We start from the raw sequence: 17,138 nt of genomic DNA on the forward strand, positions 1-17,138 counted from the left end.
GCGGAACCTACGGACGGTTCGGTCGCCGCACTCGAAGCACTCGACCCCGCGCTCGGGCTCGCGCTCGTCGTGGAGGACGGCGTCGATGCCGGCGCGGATCCGGCGTACCTGGCGGGTGAAGGCGAGGAAGTCGGGGCCGTCTGTGCGCTGGGCGATGTAGGGCAGCCTGGGTGCGGAGGTAGTCGATCGCGGAGCCGATGGTGGCGCGGCGGCCGCGGTTGTGGCCGAGCCAGGCTCGGTAGAGGTCCTCCCACTGGGCGAGCACGGCGAGCGGGGGGGGAGCGGGTCGCTGCGGCGGTGGTCGTCTCGGAGGGTGCGGGAGGCGCGGACGAGGTCGAGGCGGACGGTGGGGCCGATGAGGACCTGGGCGTCGCCGCCGGGGATGGGGGCTGCGGCGACGAGTTGGCCGTGGTCGGCGGCGTCGACGGCGTGGGTGGCGAGGAGGGCGTGGGCGCTCTCGATGTCGGTGAGGTCGTCGTCGATCTTGCCCTGGCACTCGGGGCAGGTCTGGGGCTGGGCGTGGGTGGTGTGCTCGCGGCCGCAGATCGAGCAGTGGCGCTGGTCGCAGGGCTCGCAGCCGTTGGTGCCGGGGCAGGTGGCGTCGTCCGGGCAGGTGTCGGCGTGGCGGCGGGTCACGCGGTAGCGGAGGGCGCGGTCGTAGTGGCAGGCGGGGGTCTTGGTGTCGGTCACGGGTGCTCCTCGGTGCTGGTGGGGACGGTGCTGAGGGTGGGCGGCGGGTCGGCGTGGGGTGCGGCGGGGCAGCAGAGCATGTGGTCGTTGGAGGCGCAGTCGGGATCGGCGATGCAGGGTGGGACGGCGTGGGTGTCGTCGAGTCTCGCTGAAGATCAGTACGACGGGGACGGTGCCGTCGTCGAGTCTGGTCCCAGTCCTCGTCGCAGGTCATGCCGTCACCTCCCCGACCGCCGTCGTACCCGCCGCTCCCGGGCTGAGGCGGTCGAGGAACTCCCGCAGCACCAGGTCCCGGTCCGCCGGCAGCAGCGTGACCCGCTCCGAGAGCACCACGAGCGCCGCCCGGAACGCCGAGGTGACCAGACCGGCGCGGGCGCGCTCCAGCTCGACGTGCCGCTCCGCGATCCCGAGGCGGGCCATGCCCTCGCTGGCCTTCAGCAGACTTGTCGAGGAGCCGGTCGAGGAGCACGACCTCGGCCCGCATCTGGGTCATGTCCTTGCCCGCGGCCACCGCGGTGTTGTTGTCGTTGATCCGCTTCCCGACGGTCTCGGTCATCTGCTCGAGCGCGGCCGCGGTGCGGGCGAGGAGGTCGACGGGGTCGGTGATGGGGGTCTGGCGGGCGAGGCCGGGCCAGAGCCTTGTCGATCTGCTCCTGGGCCTTGCGGTCGGCCTCCTTGCGGGCGCCGGCCTCCCGGGCCTTCGAGTTCGCCGCCGCCGTGGCGGTAGCAGACGGTCAGGCCGGGGACGGCGTACCGGCCGCAGGGGTTGCCTTCGCGGTTGTGGGCGGTGCACTTGGTGTGGACCTGCCCGCAGCGGTCGCACGGCGGCCGGTCGGGGGTGGGCTTCTTCTTGGTCATCGTGCGGCCTCCCAGGTTTGGCGGCTCGTCGTCGGTACGGTCGCGGGCATGTGGATTGCCATCAGCGGGCTGGCCACCTTCGTCGGCGCCGTGCTCCTGAAGCCTGCTCGACGTCCTCGTCGAGGGCCGGGGATCCTGGGGCCGGCGCACCATCAAGGCCAACCTGGCCCTGTGGGAGTCGCTCCCCCAGGAGTTCAAGGCCGGTCCTGGAGGGAACGCCCTGCGCGCCCATATCGAGGCGTCGCTCATCGAGTTCAGTCCTGCCGGACCCGTCGATCCAACAGCCGACGTCGAAGAGCAGGCACGGACGCGAGACTTCATGCGCGATCGCATCGTGCGGGAGATGTTCTCGCTGTTCAACGTGGCCTTGGCAGGCGCGGTGTTGCTGGGCTTCGTCTTCGAGGTGCGTCCGTTCGAGCGGCTCGGCGCGCCCGACGTGCCTTGGTGGCTGGGAACCGCAGTAGCGGTGGTCGTCGGTATCGGTGGCGGGCTGCTCACGATGCGAGTGGTGAGTGCCCGGGCGCTGCGGTGGACCAAGACGCGGTGGCTCAAGCACGGCCGGCAACTCCCCGCCGACGTGTAGGAAGACGCGGTCCCGGCGTCACCTCCTGCCGTAGGCCACGAACGTCCGCTGTGCCCCTCAGCGTGCTGGTCCACCTGCGTGTTCTCCTCAGCGCCCATCGCCGGCCACCTCTCGCTGCCGCATCGCCAGGCGCGCTTCGGTCGTTGCCGTTGCCCGCAGCAGGGCGCCTTGGAGGCCCTGGTCCATCGGCGACGGGTGCTGCCGCAACGCCGCCGGTACGACGACTCGCAGCGTCCGTCCGTGGGGCACCATCAGGCCCCAGCCCTCGGGGAGGTCGTCGCGGACGATCGCCTTGTCGGCTGCGACGAGCCACCAGTAGTGCATGTGCGGGCGGAAGGTCTCGGCCTTGCTGGGGTCACGGGACTCGGTCAGCCAGTCCGACCGGGAGACCTTGACCTCGTGACCGTGGAAGACGGGTGCCTGCGCGTGGCCGCCGTCGTGACGCCACTGGGTGCGGTGCATCGATGTCGCGATGTAGTCGCAGATCCGGTGCCGGCGCAGCTGGAGGCCGATCGGGATGTGCTCGGCGCGGAGGTATTTCGGGCCGGTCCATCCGCCGTTGCTGATTCTGCCGCCGTACCGGACGTTGAGCCGGTCGAGCATGGTGCGTTCGGTTTGGGGCGTTGTCATCGGATCACCTCCGTGAGGATCCCGATCAGCACACCCAGCGCGATCGCCATCCCCATCAGGCTCGATCAAGAACAACCGCTCCTCGGTGGGTCGCTTCATCAGCCCTGCTCCTCTCGCTGCTGCTCGCCCAAGTCGCGACCGCCCGTCATCCAGCGCATGTACGCGGCGTGCGTGTTGCACCAGCGCTCCTCGTAGTCCGCGAGCTCGTTGAGCACAGCGCGGACCTGATTGGCGGCTGCCTCCCACGCCGACGAGCCGCGGCGGACCCAGCCGTGGGTCTTGGTGCCGTGGAGATCCATCGCGCGGTCCCGCTGTCGCAGCCAGTCGTCGTCGCAGAGAGCAGCGAGCCGCTCGACCCAGACGTCGCGTTCCGCCTCCCGGACCGCGGGCACGACGGCGTCCAGCACGGCGCGGGCACGCTTCCCTCGGCGGAGCTCGTCGAGTGCTCCCGCCCGCTCCTCGAACGACTTCCAGTCGCCGTTGCGGTAGAGGTCGCGCTCGTCGGCGGGCCAGTGGTCGACGTAGGGGCAGCGGTCGTCGGTCAGGTCGCAGTCGGGCTCGGTGCAACGTTCGGCCGTCAGCGCCTCGACGGCCTTCTCGACTAGGGCGGGATCCAGGTCACCCATCGCGCTCCTCCTCGCCCGTGGTCGGGACAGGCAGGTCGGCGGGGAGTCGGGTGCGGTTCTCGCGCCCGCGGGCAGGGGCGCTGGTCGCCCACGGTCGGATGTAGATGCGGTCGGTCGGGTCGAGATCGTCGGGCAACGACGACGAAACGAGCAGGAGGGCTCCGTTCGCCTCGTAGACCTCGAACAGGTCAAGGCCCTGCAGCCTCGGCGCGAGAGGTTCAGTGGTCATCGGTGCGCGCCTCCTCGGCGTCAGTGGTGGGCGGGGCGGCGGGGGCGCAGGTGAAGAACCCGCGATCGCCCAGAGACGGCGGGACGAAGTGCGGGCCGGGCTCACCGCATCCGTTGGGGCAGAGGCCGCCCCACGGGTCTCGGGCGGGCGGGGTGGGAGCGGCCCCCAAGAGCGACCGCACCAAGCCCTGCCGGACGTAGGAGCCGTGCCCGGACTCGGCGATGGCCCTCAGGTCGTCCACCTGCTGCCGGAGGGCGGCGACCTCGGCATCTTCCGCGTCCCGGCGCGCCCTGATCTCCTCGTAGGCCACGCGGACCGTCGGGTTCTCCAGGTGGCGCGCCTTGAACGCCTCGAACTTCGGGTGCGCCGGTGCCTCGCGCACCGAGGGGCCAGCCATGCACAGACAGGACCGGCAGCCGATCGCCTCGCCGTGCACCAACCGGGTGTGACCGCAGGCTGCACGTGCTCGCGTCGCCCTCGACTACCTCGTCCTCGGTCAGGGTCGGCTCCGAGGTGGGCGCGTGCTCGGCCAGGAGCGTGGTCAGACGGTTGACGACCCAGCGGGGGCCGCGCTCGTCCATCGCCCACTCGTGCACCTGCGCGGTCAGGGCGGCGTGCAGGCTGCTCATCGGGTCACCTCCCCGATCCGCGCCCAGCAGTCCGGGCACTCGACCTGCTCGACGCGCGGTCCCATCACGCCGCCGCCGCCCATCGACCAGCCCGGGAGGTCGGCCGAGAGCATGATGCGCCCGGTCTTCGGGTCGCGTGTGTCGAAGCGCGTCAGCCTGCACATGGTCGGCCGGCCGCCGTTGCTCCCTTCGCTGTCGAGCAGCACGAGGTGGGTGATCTGGCGGTTGTCGCCGGCACGCATGGCGCCAACGCGGCACTCCACGAACCCGTCAGGCGCCTTGGGCATCGGCGCGTAGGTCGGCGAGGTCCCGGTATTGGTGGCGAGGGTGTCGGGCATGGTCAGGCTCCTTCGGTGGTGGGTGAGGTGGTGCTAGCCGGCGTGAAGCCGTTCGTCGTGAGGTCGCACATCTGGCGGATCGCAGCGAGCCGGGTGTCGTACGGCCGGTCCATGGACGTCGCCTCGAGGACGCACCCAATCCGGCTGTGCAGGTCCGCCAGACTCGGCGCGCTGCTGGGCGACCTCGTGTGCCAGCCGATCCCGATTCGCCCGTACCTCGACCAGGCTTGCTCGACGAGCACGTCGTACGCCGCGAGCACCTCACCGAGATCCCAGACTCGCACCCCGCAACGGCAGCAGGCGATGACGGCGCCGGATCGACTCCACACGCACCGCCCATGGGGTCTCGGACGACGGCTCCTGACCAAGGGGTCCAGCACCCTCGTCGAGGGGGTCGGAGACGCACTGGGGGGGACGCGGTCGCGCGGGGCTCGCTGAGTGCGTCCCCCCACGTAGTGGAGGGGGACGGGGGACGCACTCGACTCGCGGGTGCCCCGGAGGCCTCGAAAGACGCACTCAAAGACGCACTCAGAGACGCACTCGCGGGGGTGTTATGCGTGGGGTCAGGCATGGTCGTCTTCGTCCTTCCGGTAGTGCATGACGGAGTGGTGGAGGATGGCGTTGCGAGGGCCGGGGATGGTGGTGATGAAGCCCTCGTGAATGAGGAGCCGGAGGGCGTCGCGGACGAACTTCGTGGTGCCCTTGCCGGAGCCGGTGCAGGCTTCCTGGATGTCGCGGCCGGAGCACTGGTCGTTGTCCTCGACGTAGCGGGAGATCCGCTCCATGTACTCGGTGGGGCGGAAGGTCCCGTCGTCGTTCTTCGGCATGGCCTGCAGGCTCCACCGACCACCGGGTGACGCCGTGGGTCTCAGACTCGCGGGAATCGAGCAGGAAGGTGCCGGCGTACCCGCCGCCGGACGTCTTGCGGAGACTCGCCGGCGGTGTCCTTCTCGATGCGGAGGGTCACCCGGCCGAGCCTGCCCGGGGGCCGGTCGCGACGTCGGCTCGGCGCGGAGGTAAGACCCGCGGATCATGCGCTTCTTCGCGATGGAGCCGATGGCGTACCCGGTGGTGCGGGCTTCGGCGGACTTGGGGAGGTGGTCGATGGTGATGACGCAGGAGCCGGCGTCGGCGGGGCGGGTGCAGAGGAACCTCATGGCGTTGGTGATCTCGTCGCCGTCGTTGGTGTTGGCGCCGTACATCGGGATCGCTTCGCCGATGGAGTCGATGAGTACGACGGTGGGGGTGTGGCGGACGATGTCGTCGATGGCGGCGCGGAGTTCGGCGGGGTCGTCGGGTTGGTAGTAGCGGAACCGGGTGGGGTCGGCGAGGACATCGAGGCGGGCGCCGAGCAGGCTTCAGCCTGGCCGCGGTGTGTTGGGGCCCGTTGTGGTCGACGTCGACCATGGCGGCGGTGCCGCCGGCGGCGAGCCTGCTCGACGATCGCGGCTTGGGCGAGCCATGTCTTTGCGCCCTCGGGGTCGCCGAAGATGCCGTTGACCTTGCCGGCGTAGAAGAGGCCGTGGCCGTCGGTGCGGACGCAGATGGTGGGTGGGTCGATGACGGGTGGGGTGCCGCCGTTGAGCCAGGCGAGGTCGACGAAGCCGGTGGCGGTGCCGGGGGTGGTGGGTCCCCAGCGGGTGACGACGTGTTCGAGGTCTTCGTAGGCCTGTTCGATGTTGCGGGTGAGGGTGGTCTCGTCGGCTGCGGTGGTGGCGAGCCTGGTGGAAGCGGGTGCCGAGGGTCTGGACTTCGCGGAGTCGGGAGGCGTTGCGGACGGCGGCGGCGTAGGTGGTGGCTTGGCCGGGGTGGGGGCAGGCGGCCATGAGGTCTTGGAGGTAGCCGGGGCCGCCGATGCGCTGGAGTTCGCCGGTGGCGAGGAGGTGCTGGCCGACGGTGATCATGTCGGGGGTGGTGCCGGTGTCGTGGACGGTGTGGATGGCGTCCCAGATGGTGCCGTGGTGGGGGCGCCAGAAGTCGTTGGCGGCGAGGTGGGGGCGGAGGTCGGGGGCGAGGGTGCCGGCGGTGAGGAGGGCGCCGAGGAGGGCTTGTTCGGCGGCGTTGTTCTGGACGGGGGTGCGGGTGTCGCGGGGGGTGTCGTAGGCAGGGTCGTACGGGGGCTGCTCGTCGTGGGGTACGGCGTGCAGGTGGGGCGGACGGGGGGTGGGTCCGTCGGTGGTCACGTGCTGGGTGCTCCCTGCCGGTTGCGGGGTGGACGTGGTGGTGGTGCTGCGTGGTGGTGGGGTGGTGCCTGGCCTGGGGCAGGTACGCCTCTCCGGGAAAGGCGCCGGGTCGTGGGTCGTCCTTCGGCGTGGGTCGCGTGCGCGCCGTTGACCCCAGGCCAGGTGGTCTGTCAGCCTGACGGGCTTGAGGTGGCTGCCGTGCTGGTCGTGGTCCTCGTGCTCGTCGGCCTCGTCCGCCTCGTCGTCGTCCTGGTCGTCCGCCTCGTCGTCGTCCTGGTCGTCCGCCTCGTCCTCGTCCGGCTCAACCGCGGCGAAGGGGTCCTTCAGCGCGGTCCGGTCGGCGTGCACGGCGGCGCCCTCGTGCTTCCCGCAGACGTCGCAGACGGGGTTGTCGTCGACGGCGAGGCCGGCGGAGATGAAGGGATGGGGCTCGTGCTGGGCGCCGGCGCGGAGGACGTCGACGAGGTTGGGCTCGGTGCTCTCGCCGGCGAGGGGGGAGGGTGGGGGCCTCGCCGGACTCGAGCCGGCGCTCGTAGTGGAAGGAGCGGGCGAGCTCGCGGAGGTGCTCCTCAGTCATGGTGTTGGGGGCGGGCTCGAGGGTGAGGATGGACAGGACGACGGACTCGTCGCCGTCGCGGCGCTCGGAGCGGGTCTCGGCGACGAGACTCGACGACGGCGAGGACCTTCTTGCCGAGGGAGTCGTGGCAGCGCTTGGCAAGGCTCTTCGGTGAAGCCGGTGTTGTTGGTGCCCTTGGCGGCGATCTTGGCTGTGGTGGTCATGCTGCTGTGTTCTCCTCGGTGTTGGTGGTGTGGTTGCTGCTGGGGGTTCGGTAGCGCTCGGGCTTCCAGCCGGTGAGGTCGATGAGGGCGCGCAGGGGGCGGCCGGTGGTCTCCCAGGCGGTGACGACGAGGTGTCGCTCAGCGGGGGTCGCGGCGTGAGCGGGGGTGTGGTCGCCGGCGAGGATCCGCTGGACGACCACGGGGTCGACGTCGTCGTCGACGCCACCGGGGTCCGCGACGGCGTCGGGGTCGTCGATGTCGATGCCCTCCCACGCGAGCGGCGGCGGCCACGAGTGCTTCTGGGCGATGCCTCGGGCGTACGCCGCGGCCTTGCGCTCGGTGGAGGTGCTGCTCGGGGGGAGAGACATGGACCAGGCCTCGTACAGCGCGTCGACCTTGGCGGCGGTGGTGGCGCGAACGTAGGACCGGGGGCGGGTAGCCAGCCGGTGAGCCCCGGAGGGGGACATGTCGAGCCCTTCGGCGATGCGGGTGAAGGTGTGCCCGAGTGCGACGAGGGCTTGGAGGCGTCGCTGGGTGCCGATGGCGTGGAGGCGACGGGGCCGGCCCGTGAGGGCGTCGAGGATTCGCTCCTGCTCGTAGCGTGCCTCTGCTCGGCGGCAGGGGGTGCAGACGGGTTCGTCGTCGGCGCGGTGGATTCGGCCACCTGCGTAGGTGCCGTGGCGGGGGTCGATGGGGCTCATGCAGCGTCCTCATCGCGGCGCTGCTTCAGGATCTTGCGGCGCTGCCGGGGAGAGGTTGCGCCGTAGATCCCGACGGTGCCGTAGGAGGTCTGGGTGCCGTTCTCGCCTGACTCGTAGGCCAGTGCGTAGGCGAGGCATTCCGCGGTGACCGTGCACCTTCCGCAGATCCGCTTGGCTGCGGCGGACGAGTCACCCTTGCCGGGGAAGAAGATGTCGGGGTCGACCTGTGCGCACAGCGCGTCGCGGGTCCACTCCGGCGGTGCGAGGAGGTTCAGGACGTCGCGGCCACGGGTGCCGGCCATGAGGGCGTTGAGGTCGCGTCGTGGGGTGGCCATCACGCACCTGCCTGCTCGGTCGAGGCGCGGTTGGTGCGGTCGTCGTCGCGGATCGCGGATTCCCAGCATGGACCGCAGCCGACCTCGCCGACCTTGGGCCGGCCGCGGTGGTCGCAGGCTGCCCGGACGGCCTTGGCGAGGGGGTGGGCCTTGCTGAAATATGGGGTCGTCTTGGCACCCTTCGGGCGGCCGATGGGCCGAGCGACGGGGTTCCTGGCCCGTCGGGCGGCCGCGCGTGCGGCGCGGACCTGGCCGAGTGCGTGGGAGATGGTGGAATGCCCGGCGCGGACCTCTTCCTGCTCGTCTTCGGGGAGGTCGAGGAGCCTGCAGGCGGCTCCTGACGGTGGCGACGGAGCGGCCGACCTTGCGGGCGATGTCGGTGTCGGAGAAGCCGGCGGACTTGAGGCGGTTGAGCGCGCGTGCTTCCTCGATCGGGTCGAGGGAAGAGCGCTGGCCGTTCTCGACGAGCATGGCGAGTAGGCTCCTCGTCGGGGAGCATGTCGCGGCGCACGATGACCGGGACTCTGGTCCAGCCGAGGTGCTTGATCGCGGCGTACCGGCGGTGGCCGGCCACGATCTGTACGCCGGGCTGGCCGGGGATGCGCTGCGCGACGAGGGGCTGGATGAGGCCGTTCTCGCGGATGGAGTTCGCGAGGTCGTCGATGTCGTCGAGTCTGCTCGCGGGGGTTGTTCGGCGAGGGGTGGATGTGGTCGACGGGCATGGCGACGAGGCCGGTGGCCTGGGCCTCGGTGGTGGTGCCGGTGGGCATCAGAACAGCGCTCCTTCGGGAGAGGATGCGGCGTCGGCCGGCGAGGGTGCGGGCGGTGCCGGGGTGTCGGTCAGCGGCGCGACGGTGATGCGTACGCCGGTCGCAGCGTCGGCCCAGCGGTCCTCGACGGTGAGGCGCGCGACCCGGGCGTCGTCGCGGATGGCCCGGCTGTCGGTGAGGGCGTCGAGGATCGCGCGGGTCAGGCTTTGTCGATGTCGGGCGCCGTGGCCTTCCAGCCTGGGTGCGGACGCCTTGAGGACGCCCGCGTTGCGTCCGGTGCCGTAGTGGCTGCTCGGGCGCTGGTGGAAGAAGGCGAGGGTGACGTCGATGGGCCCGTCGAGGGTGGCCCACCCGGTGTGCTGCATGACGGCGGCGACGCTGCCTGCGACCTCGGCGCGCCAGGGTCGGAGCTTGGCGGCGTTCGAGTCACGGACGCCGCCGCCGAAGCGGTTGGCGACCTTGGAGCCCTGCTGGACGGGGGTCCCGATGACGTGGACGGTGAGGGGGTTGGTCACGGTCGCCGGTCCTTCCTGGTGGTGCGGTCGAGGTGGTGGTTGATGAGGGCGGTGGCGAGGACGGCGAGGAAGCAGCCGGCGGTGAGGAGGAGGGCGGTCATCCGTGGCCGCCTTCGGTGTGCCGGTCGTCCGTCGCGCTGGTGGAGATGTAGGTGCAGCCGCGCCCGGGGGTGTGCGGGTCCGTGCGGGTGCAGGGGAGGCCGGTGGGGTCGTCGGCGAGGTGGTGGTCACACACCGGCGGTCTCCTTGGTGGTGTTGAGGTGGGGGCAGCCGTCCTTGCCGAGGCGGTACGGCGGGCCGCAGGCGTGGCAGCGGTCGCCGCGGCGGCAGGTGTGCTCGGCGGCGATGCGGGTGGCGTCCTGGTCGGTGTCGTGGAAGCGGAGCCAGCCGCAGACGCGGCAGGTGGTGACGGTGCCGCCGCCTTCGTGGGTGGTGGCGATGCCGGTGGTCTCGGGGTCGGGGGCCGGCTTGGGGCCGTAGTGGGTCTGGTCGGGGCGGGGGAGTGGCGGGAGGTCGTTGGGGTGGGGTGCCCAGGTGCCGGCGGCGCGCTTCTCGGGGGCGAGGGACGGCATCAGGCACCTGCCTCGAACAGGCCGAATAGACCAGCGTCGTCACCGGCGAGCCTGCACGGCGCGGACGGGGTCGCGGCGGCGGGCGATGCGGGCCTCGATGAGCGGGAGGTACTCGGCCTCCCGCTCGATAGCGACGCAGCGGAAGCCCTCCAGCAGGGCCGCCTCGACCGTCGTGCCGGATCCTGCGAACGGCTCCAGGACGACACCGCCGGGCGGGGTGATGAGCCGGACGAGCCAGCGCATGAGGTCGAGCGGCTTGACGGTGGGGTGGGCGACGCCGTCCACGCGGGGGCGCTCGTCGGAGCCTGGCCTTGGCGACGTAGAAGAAGCGGGACTCGCCGCTCTGCTCGTCGAGCACGACGGCCTGGTGCTTGTCGAGCACGACGTTCGCCGGCCAGCGGCCAGCAGGTGAAGCGGGACGCACCTCCGGGTCAAGCGGACCCGACATGCTGGCTGAGTGCGCAGACCCTCCGCCGTGACGCAAGCGACCGGCGGGGGCGTCTTCACCCTCGATCCGGCAGCCGTCAATGTTGAGCGCCCCGGTGCCGTGGGCGAGGACGTTGGCCGCGACGGTGCCGGCGAGGGGCTTGCGGGCGACGACGATCGGCTCGAAGGCGGGCTTGAGTGCGGTGCCCCAGCCTTCCCACCGCTCAGCGTCGGGCGTGGCGGGTACGGTGATCGCCGAGAGGTCGAGGTGCCGGCCGGCGTCCGGGTTGGCGTAATTGCCGCCGCGCATGTCGGTCCGCGGCTGGCCTGCGCGACCGGTCTTGCGGCCGACGACCTCCCGCTCGGCGCCAGCCGCCTTGTCGATCGCCTTGGAGACGTCGAGTGACTTCGGGAAGCCGGAGCCGTAGAGCCAGGCGATGGAGTCGCGGATCTCGAAGCCGCCGTCCTCGATCGCAACGGCAAGTCGGTGCCAGGTTCGGGAACCGCCGAAGGCTACGAGGTGGCCGCCCGGCTTGAGGATGCGCAAACACTCGTTCGCCCATTGCGTGCACCAGCGACCGAAGAGGGCCGGATTGTGGTCGGCATGGCCGCGATCGTGGGCGCCACCGTAGGCGAACGCGCCGCGCTGCTCATCGCCAACGGCGAGCCTGGCCGGTCATACGGCCCGGGGCGTCCCACTCCTTGCCCATGAAGGAGAGCCCGTAGGGAGGGTCAGTGACGACGGCGTCGACCGAGGCGTCCGGGAGGTCGCAGAGCACGTCGAGGCAGTCGCCGTGGTGGAGGGTGACGAGGTCGTCGGTGAAGTGGATGGTCATCGGACCACCGCCGGGTGGTCGACGTAGAGCGCGAGTTCGTTCGTCGGTCGGCTGCAGGTACCGCCACTCGATGCGGGTCACGCGGGCGTCCGCGGGGATGCCCTGCGCGCGCACGAAGTACCGGTCGACGAACTCGGCCGGGTCCATGCCGGGGAAGCCCTCACGGGCGACCTCGACGCGGCCGTACGTCGTCCAGCGGCCGGTGACCGGGTCGAGGGCGGCGCGGTCGGGGTCGGTGAGCCAAGACAGCGGCTCGCGGCGCACGTCGAGCACCCTGACGTCGTCGACGTGCACGATCGGCTCCCCGGCCTTGCGGCCCATGACCTTCCGGACCAGCGTGAGCCGGTCGCCAGGGCGAAGGAGCCGGCGGCCGCGGCGGTCCTCCCACCAGTTGAGGCGGCGGGTGACGTCCTTGATCCGGTCGCGGACCTGCTGCTCGGTGTAGGCCACCGACATCAGGCGGGTCACGGGGTCACCGTCCGTCCGTCGCCGACCGGGGCGTGGGTGCCGAGTCTCGTGGTAGACCGGGTGGCAGCCGTCGTCGGTGACCTCGGGCTCGCGGGTGAGGATCCGCAGGATCTCGGACCGCATGGCCTCGGCGCCCTCGCGGTACGCCGGCCGGTCGATCGCGGTGACCTGCAGGTCCTCGACCTCCGGTACGACGCGGTCGAGGTCGGGCTGGACGCGCTCGGTCCGGCGACGGGCGAGCCAGCGGCCGGCCCTCATCGGGTCACCCCCAGCACGCGGCCGGCCTGCTCGACCTGGTCCCACACGCTGTGATCGCCGTTGCGACGGTCGGGGTGCGCGACCTTCCGCGCCTCCCGCCACACGTCCCGCGCGAGACCCGGGTCCTCCAGGATCCGCTGGACGCTCCGCTCTCGCTGGTCGCCCTCGTCGCCGACGGCGACGCGCTCCAGCAGGCTCGGCGGCCGCGGTGCGCGTCATGTGTGAGGAGGGCATGGCGCGACCGGCGGGGAGCGCCTTGAAGCCGGCGTACTGCTGCCCGGTCTCCGCGGCGCCGTACCGGTCGACTGCGCGGAGCGCCTGCAGCGTCAGCGCGATCGCGCGGACGTTGTGCTGCCAGTGCTTCCCCTGGTGGGTGTACGGCGCGACGAAGGTGTCACACCGGTGCAGCATGGGGCCGTGCTTGGAGTCGAACGCGACCACGACCGCCGGCGTTGCGGCCTCGCTGGCGTTCGCACGCAGCGTGCCGTCAATGCGGAGGTCCTGCTCGCGGACGTCGACCTCGATGACGAGGTTCCGGCCATCGAGGTGCTCAACCTCAGCGAGGAGCAACTCCTCGGTGGCTCCCCACTTCGAGGAGAATCGGGTGATCTGGCGGGCGCTGGCCGGCCGGAGCCAGGTGCGGTCCGAGAGCGGACGGACGGTGTACTTCATCGGGTGCTCCTCTCGTGGGGCAGACGGGACGGCTCCAGGGGCATCTCGCCGTCGAAGGCGATGAGCCACTGGCGGCGCACGGAGCGGACGAGCCTCCATGTGGGCCTTGCCGCGGTTGCCGGCGACCAGGAGCGCGACGGCCGTCTGGCAGCCGATCTCCCGCTGGGCGTCGATCGCGACCTGGATGGCCGGGTCGTCGGTCTCGGTGGTGTCGACCGGCACGACGACCAGCGGGCGCCGGGTCCTGGTGCTGGTGGTCCGGGCCGGGGCGCTCATGCGAGCACCGCCTGCGGGTTGGTGAGGTCGGTGTGCAGCGGCCACCCGGGGTCGACGCCGTCGTGGTCGATCCCGTTCTTGTCGAAGTACTTCCGCAGCCCGTCGGCCTGCTGCCGGCGCCACGCGACCTGCTTCTCGAACAGGGTCGACAGGCTTGAGCCGCGCGATGTCGGGCCACAGCCTGGGTGAGCCGGACGGCGAGCCGCATCGCGGCGAGGGTGTCTGCCGCGGCGTCGTGCGCGCCGGCGTGGAAGATGCCGTAGTGCTGGCACAGCGAGCCGAGGGTCTTGTCCTCGACCCCGCAGCCGCCACAGCGGTGCTTCCCGCCCTGGCAGCCGCCGCGGACGCGCCGGTAGGGGTCCCAGGCCTTCTCCAGCACCATCGGGTCGACGACGCCGCGGATCCCGCTGGCCCGCTCGGTGACCGTGGGCTGCTCGGCCCGGGCGAGTTTCAGCCTCGAGGAGGGTCAGGTCGTACGACGCGTTGCACACCACCAGCGCGACGTCGCGCATCATGGCCGAGGCGACCTGCCCGGCGATCTCGCCGAGCGCGACCTCCCGGCGGAGGTGCACCTCGCGGCCGTTGGCGATTCGCAGGGCGGCGTGGCCTTGGAGTCGCTGCTCGAGCCGGTCGAGGGTCCAGCCGTGCACGGCCGCGGCCTCTTCGGGGATCGCGGTGCCGGGGTGGATGAGCCACTGCATGTCGATGGGGCGTGCGGTGGGGGAGGTGTGGACGATCGCGGCGGTGACGATGTGCTCGTGGCGGGGGTCGGTGCCGGTGGTCTCGGTGTCGAGGCCGACCATGTGGGTCTGGTGCCACTTCGGCGCGCTCACAAGAGCACCTCGCTGACGACGGCCGCGAGCGCCTGGCGCACGCGGTCACCCGTCTCGCCGCGGGCGTTGGCCTCGGCCCACACGCGGCGGAACGTCTCAACGGCCCGGTCCTCGGTGATGCGCCGCAGAAGGTGCTCGCGCAGCGAGTCCCACATCTGCATGGTCTCGACGGGGGCCGTCGCGAGGGTTGCGTGCACCTGGGCCACGGCGGCGAGCGCCGTCGCGCCGGCGTTGGCCTCGTGCGCGGTTCCCGGCGTCTGTCGCTCGAGGATGAGCCGGGCGTCGTGAGCAAGGTCCTCGGCGAGCCTTGTAGTGCTCCGGCCCGTTCACGACGCCACCTCGCCGTCTTCGATCAGCACGCCGACCCCGGTGCCGTCAGCGACCCGCTCCACCCACACCTGGTAGTCCCGGTCGGCCGCCATCTCGTAGATCAGGCCCATCGACTCCGCGTCGAGCAGCGACCCGTCGAGGATCCGGATGACCCGCAGACTGCGGGTTCAGCGACATCGCCATCGCCAGCGACACCCGGATCTGCTCGGCCGACGAGGCCTGCGCGAACGGCACGCCCTGGTAGGTCACGCCGTCGTCGTCGAATCCGAGCCCGTCGACGGGGAACGTCGCCTTCGCGAGCGCGTCGGCCTTCACCTGGTCGAGCCTGGGCGATCTCCTGGGTGAGGGCGTCGTAGTCGTCGGTCAGGCTCGTCCCACTCGGCGGCGCGCTGCCGGAGCGCGGCGTTGTCCCGGATCCGGGCGTTGGTCTGCTCGACGTCGGCCAGGCTCGGCACGCAGGGTCTCGATGCGCTCGGCGACCGGCTGGTGGAACGCGACGGCCTGCCGCGCGCCCTGGAGCCGGCGGCGGGCGGCCACCAGCCTGCTCCTCCAGCCTGCTCGACCAGCGCGGCCGCAGCCTGCTCCTCGGCACGCTCGCGCTCCTGCTGAGCCTCCTGCTCGTTCAGCCTGGGTGATCTGGTCGATCAGGTCGGAGGCCGATACCTCCACCGCCGGCAGGTCCGGGTCGACCGCCGGGATCTCGCCGAGCGCCTTGCGCTGCCGGCCGACGTCGGTGCGGTGGTCGAACACGCGGCGCCGCTGGGCGGCGAGGTCCTCGAGGTCGACGTCGAGGTCGACCAGGCTCGAGCAGCGCGTCGCGCTGCTCACGTGCCGAGAGCCGGGTGAAGGCCAGCGGGTCGAAGGACAGGCTGACCGACCAGCGCGTCGAGGACACCCTGCGGGCTGGAGTACTTCGCGCCGTCGGCCGCGGTGACGGTCAGCGTGGTGTTCTTCCCGGCCTTCCAGACCCGGGTGACGGTGAGGTCGCCGAGGTCGAGGGTGACGGACGCCCTGGTCCTCCCCGTCGCGGATCGGGCGGGGCGTCGTACGGGCGGCGGTGCCGCCGCCGAGGGCGAGCCAGATCGCGTCGAGCACGGAGGTCTTGCCCTGGGCGTTGCGGCCGGAGATGACCTGCATGGTGCCGTCGGGGGTGATCTCGACGGCCTTGAGCCGCTTCACGTTCTCCGCGGTGAGCCTTGATGATCTTCATGCCGCGTGTCCCGTCTGGAGCCTGGGCCAGGTAGTGCTGGAGCTCGGCGGCGGACGCGGAGTCCGCGGTGAGGCCCTGCATCACTTGGGCGAAGTGGTCCTGGACGTCGGCGAGGGTCATGCCCTGCCGGCCGGCCTCGGTGACGATCTGCTGCCACACGGTGTCCGGGTCCGCGCCGGGGTCGGCGGTGTGCGTGGGCTCCTCGGGGACGATCTCGGCCTCGACCGGCTCGTCCGTCGTGGGCGGCGCCGCCTGCTGCCCACTGGCCTTGATCTGGTCGGCGCGGGCCTTGAACGCCGCGGTGATCTCCGCGACCTTCGCGGGGTCGGCCTGCGGGTTGGAGGGTGCCTGGGTGCCGACCAGCCGCGCGGCGACCATGTCGGTCCAGACGGCCTGCAGCGCGTCGAGGTCGGTGCACTCGGCCATCCGGTCGGCGTACGGCGCGTAGAGGTCCTCCTGGCCGTCCTCGTCCTCGCGCTGCTCGCCGGCGGGCAGCGCCGCGTGCTGCTGGCCGATGGCTGCGGCTGCACCGCCTCCGATGGCGGGCGCTCCGCCCGGACCGCCGACGATCTCGACGAGCCGCTGCTTCGTCACGTGGAGGTCGAGGAACGGGACCACGAACCGGGAGGTCTGCGGGCCCTTGTCGGTCTGGATGATCGAGGACCGCTCCGCGAGCCCGAGGGTCGCGGGCACGAGGTCACCGACGTGCATGGCGAGACTCGGCCATCGAGGGGAGGCTCGGCAGCGGCGTTCCAGCCCTTGGTCTCCATCCGCCAGACACCGAGGGACTCGATCTCGGAGAGCATCACCGAGAGCCGCGTGGTGGGCTTCTCGATCGCGGCGACGTGGTCGGGGTCCTGCGGATCGCAGAAGATGCCGGCGACGTCCTTCTCTCCGTCGCAGCGGTGCTGGAGCCCTGCCCGGGTCCAGTGCTCGTGCCACTGGGAGAAGCCGCCCTTGACGACGATGACGGGGATGGCGGTCGCGTCGGTGATGACCTCGTACTCGCCCTTGCCGTCGTTGTCCCAGGCTCGTGCCTCGCCGCCGTAGGTGGTGGCGATCTCCTCGATCTGGCGCTGGGAGGCGGAGGTGAAGCGGAACCGGTCGAGCTTGGCGGGCCGGGTGTACTCGCGGCCGGCCTTGGAGACGCCGGTGACCTTCTGGCCGAGGCGGATCCGACCGTGCTCGGCCATGCGGCGCTGGGTGGTGATGATGGGCATGATCAGGCCTCCATCGGCCGGTCGTCGGAGTCGCCGGCCATCCACTCGATGGCGTTGGCAACGCCCTGCTCGTAGGTCATTCCGGGGAAGCGGGAGCCGCCCTCGTTGATCTGGTCGTAGGCAGCAGCGAGTCTGCTGCTCGATCTGGTCGTCGTTCGGGGTGGGCATGA

26 protein-coding genes are annotated in these 17,138 nt (G+C 71.6%); 4 read left to right on the forward strand and 22 right to left on the reverse strand.

The window, feature by feature from the left end; all coding sequences use genetic code 11:
- Positions 1-7: 7 nt before the first annotated feature.
- Both G5V59_RS03475 and G5V59_RS03480 read right to left on the reverse strand, forming a co-directional pair.
- Entirely contained in the window at positions 8-1,246 is a 1,239-nt protein-coding gene (locus G5V59_RS03475; protein WP_278255606.1) for a hypothetical protein, read from the reverse strand.
- Positions 1,243-1,548 carry a hypothetical protein gene (locus G5V59_RS03480; protein WP_278255607.1) on the reverse strand — a complete coding sequence of 102 codons (306 nt, stop codon included), beginning with the start codon at positions 1,546-1,548 and terminating at the stop codon, positions 1,243-1,245. Before G5V59_RS03480 ends, G5V59_RS03475 begins: the two co-directional genes overlap by 4 nt.
- A gap of 319 nt (positions 1,549-1,867) precedes the next feature.
- On the opposite strand from G5V59_RS03480, the gene G5V59_RS03485 reads away from it, so the two are divergent.
- On the forward strand, positions 1,868-2,131 hold the full coding sequence (locus G5V59_RS03485; protein WP_278255608.1) for a hypothetical protein: 264 nt from the start codon (positions 1,868-1,870) through the stop codon (positions 2,129-2,131).
- 87 nt (positions 2,132-2,218) lie between these two features.
- Here G5V59_RS03485 and G5V59_RS03490 read toward each other — a convergent pair whose 3' ends face one another.
- From G5V59_RS03490 to G5V59_RS03510, 5 genes are all read right to left on the reverse strand, one after another.
- Complete coding sequence (locus G5V59_RS03490) at positions 2,219-2,734, reverse strand: hypothetical protein (protein ID WP_278255609.1); 516 nt, start codon at positions 2,732-2,734, stop codon at positions 2,219-2,221.
- A gap of 125 nt (positions 2,735-2,859) precedes the next feature.
- On the reverse strand, positions 2,860-3,387 hold the full coding sequence (locus G5V59_RS03495) for a hypothetical protein (RefSeq protein WP_278255610.1): 528 nt from the start codon (positions 3,385-3,387) through the stop codon (positions 2,860-2,862).
- Positions 3,380-3,616, reverse strand: coding sequence for a hypothetical protein (locus G5V59_RS03500; RefSeq protein ID WP_278255611.1), 237 nt, complete (start codon positions 3,614-3,616; stop codon positions 3,380-3,382). The genes G5V59_RS03495 and G5V59_RS03500 overlap by 8 nt, the downstream gene beginning before the upstream one ends.
- Positions 3,606-3,998, reverse strand: a complete 393-nt coding sequence (locus G5V59_RS03505; protein WP_278255612.1) for a hypothetical protein — start codon at positions 3,996-3,998, stop codon at positions 3,606-3,608. Before G5V59_RS03505 ends, G5V59_RS03500 begins: the two co-directional genes overlap by 11 nt.
- 243 nt (positions 3,999-4,241) lie before the next feature.
- Entirely contained in the window at positions 4,242-4,583 is a 342-nt protein-coding gene (locus tag G5V59_RS03510; protein WP_278255613.1) for a hypothetical protein, read from the reverse strand.
- Positions 4,584-4,625: 42 nt separating this feature from the next.
- Here G5V59_RS03510 and G5V59_RS03515 point away from each other — a divergent pair, with 42 nt between their 5' ends.
- Positions 4,626-5,021, forward strand: a complete 396-nt coding sequence (locus tag G5V59_RS03515; RefSeq protein WP_278255614.1) for a hypothetical protein — start codon at positions 4,626-4,628, stop codon at positions 5,019-5,021.
- Between the two features lie 125 nt (positions 5,022-5,146).
- On the opposite strand, the gene G5V59_RS03520 is transcribed toward G5V59_RS03515, so the two are convergent.
- From G5V59_RS03520 to G5V59_RS03570, 11 genes are all read right to left on the reverse strand, one after another.
- Positions 5,147-5,785 carry a hypothetical protein gene (locus tag G5V59_RS03520; protein WP_278255615.1) on the reverse strand — a complete coding sequence of 213 codons (639 nt, stop codon included), beginning with the start codon at positions 5,783-5,785 and terminating at the stop codon, positions 5,147-5,149.
- 156 nt (positions 5,786-5,941) lie between these two features.
- The gene (locus G5V59_RS03525; protein WP_278255616.1) at positions 5,942-7,114 is read right to left on the reverse strand and encodes a DnaB-like helicase N-terminal domain-containing protein; all 1,173 of its coding nucleotides are present in this window, start codon (positions 7,112-7,114) and stop codon (positions 5,942-5,944) included.
- Complete coding sequence (locus G5V59_RS03530) at positions 7,068-7,343, reverse strand: hypothetical protein (RefSeq protein ID WP_278255617.1); 276 nt, start codon at positions 7,341-7,343, stop codon at positions 7,068-7,070. The genes G5V59_RS03525 and G5V59_RS03530 overlap by 47 nt, the downstream gene beginning before the upstream one ends.
- Positions 7,340-7,546, reverse strand: coding sequence for a hypothetical protein (locus G5V59_RS03535; RefSeq protein ID WP_278255618.1), 207 nt, complete (start codon positions 7,544-7,546; stop codon positions 7,340-7,342). The genes G5V59_RS03530 and G5V59_RS03535 overlap by 4 nt, the downstream gene beginning before the upstream one ends.
- Entirely contained in the window at positions 7,543-8,247 is a 705-nt protein-coding gene (locus tag G5V59_RS03540; protein ID WP_278255619.1) for a hypothetical protein, read from the reverse strand. Before G5V59_RS03540 ends, G5V59_RS03535 begins: the two co-directional genes overlap by 4 nt.
- A complete protein-coding gene (locus G5V59_RS03545; protein ID WP_278259613.1) occupies positions 8,244-8,549 on the reverse strand; it encodes a WhiB family transcriptional regulator in 306 nt (101 codons plus the stop codon). The genes G5V59_RS03540 and G5V59_RS03545 overlap by 4 nt, the downstream gene beginning before the upstream one ends.
- Positions 8,550-8,581: 32 nt before the next feature.
- The gene (locus G5V59_RS03550) at positions 8,582-9,352 is read right to left on the reverse strand and encodes a hypothetical protein (protein ID WP_278255620.1); all 771 of its coding nucleotides are present in this window, start codon (positions 9,350-9,352) and stop codon (positions 8,582-8,584) included.
- Positions 9,352-9,867: a RusA family crossover junction endodeoxyribonuclease gene (locus G5V59_RS03555; RefSeq protein ID WP_278255621.1), complete on the reverse strand. Its 516-nt coding sequence runs from the start codon at positions 9,865-9,867 to the stop codon at positions 9,352-9,354. Before G5V59_RS03555 ends, G5V59_RS03550 begins: the two co-directional genes overlap by 1 nt.
- A gap of 97 nt (positions 9,868-9,964) precedes the next feature.
- Positions 9,965-10,102 carry a hypothetical protein gene (locus G5V59_RS03560; RefSeq protein WP_278255622.1) on the reverse strand — a complete coding sequence of 46 codons (138 nt, stop codon included), beginning with the start codon at positions 10,100-10,102 and terminating at the stop codon, positions 9,965-9,967.
- Positions 10,095-10,439, reverse strand: coding sequence for a hypothetical protein (locus G5V59_RS03565; RefSeq protein ID WP_278255623.1), 345 nt, complete (start codon positions 10,437-10,439; stop codon positions 10,095-10,097). Before G5V59_RS03565 ends, G5V59_RS03560 begins: the two co-directional genes overlap by 8 nt.
- Positions 10,440-10,478: 39 nt before the next feature.
- Positions 10,479-10,874 carry a site-specific DNA-methyltransferase gene (locus G5V59_RS03570; RefSeq protein WP_278255624.1) on the reverse strand — a complete coding sequence of 132 codons (396 nt, stop codon included), beginning with the start codon at positions 10,872-10,874 and terminating at the stop codon, positions 10,479-10,481.
- A gap of 40 nt (positions 10,875-10,914) precedes the next feature.
- Here G5V59_RS03570 and G5V59_RS03575 point away from each other — a divergent pair, with 40 nt between their 5' ends.
- Complete coding sequence (locus G5V59_RS03575; protein WP_278255625.1) at positions 10,915-11,271, forward strand: hypothetical protein; 357 nt, start codon at positions 10,915-10,917, stop codon at positions 11,269-11,271.
- A gap of 244 nt (positions 11,272-11,515) precedes the next feature.
- Here G5V59_RS03575 and G5V59_RS03580 read toward each other — a convergent pair whose 3' ends face one another.
- Together G5V59_RS03580 and G5V59_RS03585 are read right to left on the reverse strand one after the other, a co-directional pair.
- The gene (locus G5V59_RS03580) at positions 11,516-13,498 is read right to left on the reverse strand and encodes a hypothetical protein (protein ID WP_278255626.1); all 1,983 of its coding nucleotides are present in this window, start codon (positions 13,496-13,498) and stop codon (positions 11,516-11,518) included.
- A 706-nt stretch (positions 13,499-14,204) separates the two neighbouring features.
- The gene (locus G5V59_RS03585; RefSeq protein ID WP_278255627.1) at positions 14,205-14,414 is read right to left on the reverse strand and encodes a hypothetical protein; all 210 of its coding nucleotides are present in this window, start codon (positions 14,412-14,414) and stop codon (positions 14,205-14,207) included.
- Between the two features lie 271 nt (positions 14,415-14,685).
- Here G5V59_RS03585 and G5V59_RS03590 point away from each other — a divergent pair, with 271 nt between their 5' ends.
- Complete coding sequence (locus tag G5V59_RS03590; protein WP_278255628.1) at positions 14,686-14,883, forward strand: hypothetical protein; 198 nt, start codon at positions 14,686-14,688, stop codon at positions 14,881-14,883.
- Between the two features lie 592 nt (positions 14,884-15,475).
- Here the strand turns inward: G5V59_RS03590 and G5V59_RS03595 are convergent.
- Both G5V59_RS03595 and G5V59_RS03600 read right to left on the reverse strand, forming a co-directional pair.
- A complete protein-coding gene (locus G5V59_RS03595) occupies positions 15,476-16,441 on the reverse strand; it encodes a hypothetical protein (RefSeq protein ID WP_278255629.1) in 966 nt (321 codons plus the stop codon).
- On the reverse strand, positions 16,339-17,136 hold the full coding sequence (locus G5V59_RS03600) for a hypothetical protein (RefSeq protein ID WP_278255630.1): 798 nt from the start codon (positions 17,134-17,136) through the stop codon (positions 16,339-16,341). Before G5V59_RS03600 ends, G5V59_RS03595 begins: the two co-directional genes overlap by 103 nt.
- Between the last annotated feature and the right edge of the window lie 2 nt (positions 17,137-17,138).

This window comes from Nocardioides convexus (assembly GCF_011090295.1).

What these genes read in the sequence shown, in the direction of transcription:
- G5V59_RS03480 (WP_278255607.1), bottom strand. Translation starts at nt 1,548, where the DNA reads ATGACCAAGAAGAAGCCCACCCCCGACCGGCCGCCGTGCGACCGCTGC.
- G5V59_RS03475 (WP_278255606.1), bottom strand. Translation starts at nt 1,246, where the DNA reads ATGACCGAGACCGTCGGGAAGCGGATCAACGACAACAACACCGCGGTG.
- G5V59_RS03550 (WP_278255620.1), bottom strand. Translation starts at nt 9,352, where the DNA reads ATGCCCACCGGCACCACCACCGAGGCCCAGGCCACCGGCCTCGTCGCC.
- G5V59_RS03540 (WP_278255619.1), bottom strand. Translation starts at nt 8,247, where the DNA reads ATGAGCCCCATCGACCCCCGCCACGGCACCTACGCAGGTGGCCGAATC.
- G5V59_RS03490 (WP_278255609.1), bottom strand. Translation starts at nt 2,734, where the DNA reads ATGCTCGACCGGCTCAACGTCCGGTACGGCGGCAGAATCAGCAACGGC.
- G5V59_RS03495 (WP_278255610.1), bottom strand. Translation starts at nt 3,387, where the DNA reads ATGGGTGACCTGGATCCCGCCCTAGTCGAGAAGGCCGTCGAGGCGCTG.
- G5V59_RS03530 (WP_278255617.1), bottom strand. Translation starts at nt 7,343, where the DNA reads ATGACTGAGGAGCACCTCCGCGAGCTCGCCCGCTCCTTCCACTACGAG.
- G5V59_RS03545 (WP_278259613.1), bottom strand. Translation starts at nt 8,549, where the DNA reads ATGGCCGGCACCCGTGGCCGCGACGTCCTGAACCTCCTCGCACCGCCG.
- G5V59_RS03485 (WP_278255608.1), top strand. Translation starts at nt 1,868, where the DNA reads ATGCGCGATCGCATCGTGCGGGAGATGTTCTCGCTGTTCAACGTGGCC.
- G5V59_RS03590 (WP_278255628.1), top strand. Translation starts at nt 14,686, where the DNA reads ATGACCCGCAGACTGCGGGTTCAGCGACATCGCCATCGCCAGCGACAC.
- G5V59_RS03600 (WP_278255630.1), bottom strand. Translation starts at nt 17,136, where the DNA reads ATGCCCACCCCGAACGACGACCAGATCGAGCAGCAGACTCGCTGCTGC.
- G5V59_RS03535 (WP_278255618.1), bottom strand. Translation starts at nt 7,546, where the DNA reads ATGACCACCACAGCCAAGATCGCCGCCAAGGGCACCAACAACACCGGC.
- G5V59_RS03520 (WP_278255615.1), bottom strand. Translation starts at nt 5,785, where the DNA reads ATGTACGGCGCCAACACCAACGACGGCGACGAGATCACCAACGCCATG.
- G5V59_RS03565 (WP_278255623.1), bottom strand. Translation starts at nt 10,439, where the DNA reads ATGCCGTCCCTCGCCCCCGAGAAGCGCGCCGCCGGCACCTGGGCACCC.
- G5V59_RS03500 (WP_278255611.1), bottom strand. Translation starts at nt 3,616, where the DNA reads ATGACCACTGAACCTCTCGCGCCGAGGCTGCAGGGCCTTGACCTGTTC.
- G5V59_RS03510 (WP_278255613.1), bottom strand. Translation starts at nt 4,583, where the DNA reads ATGCCCGACACCCTCGCCACCAATACCGGGACCTCGCCGACCTACGCG.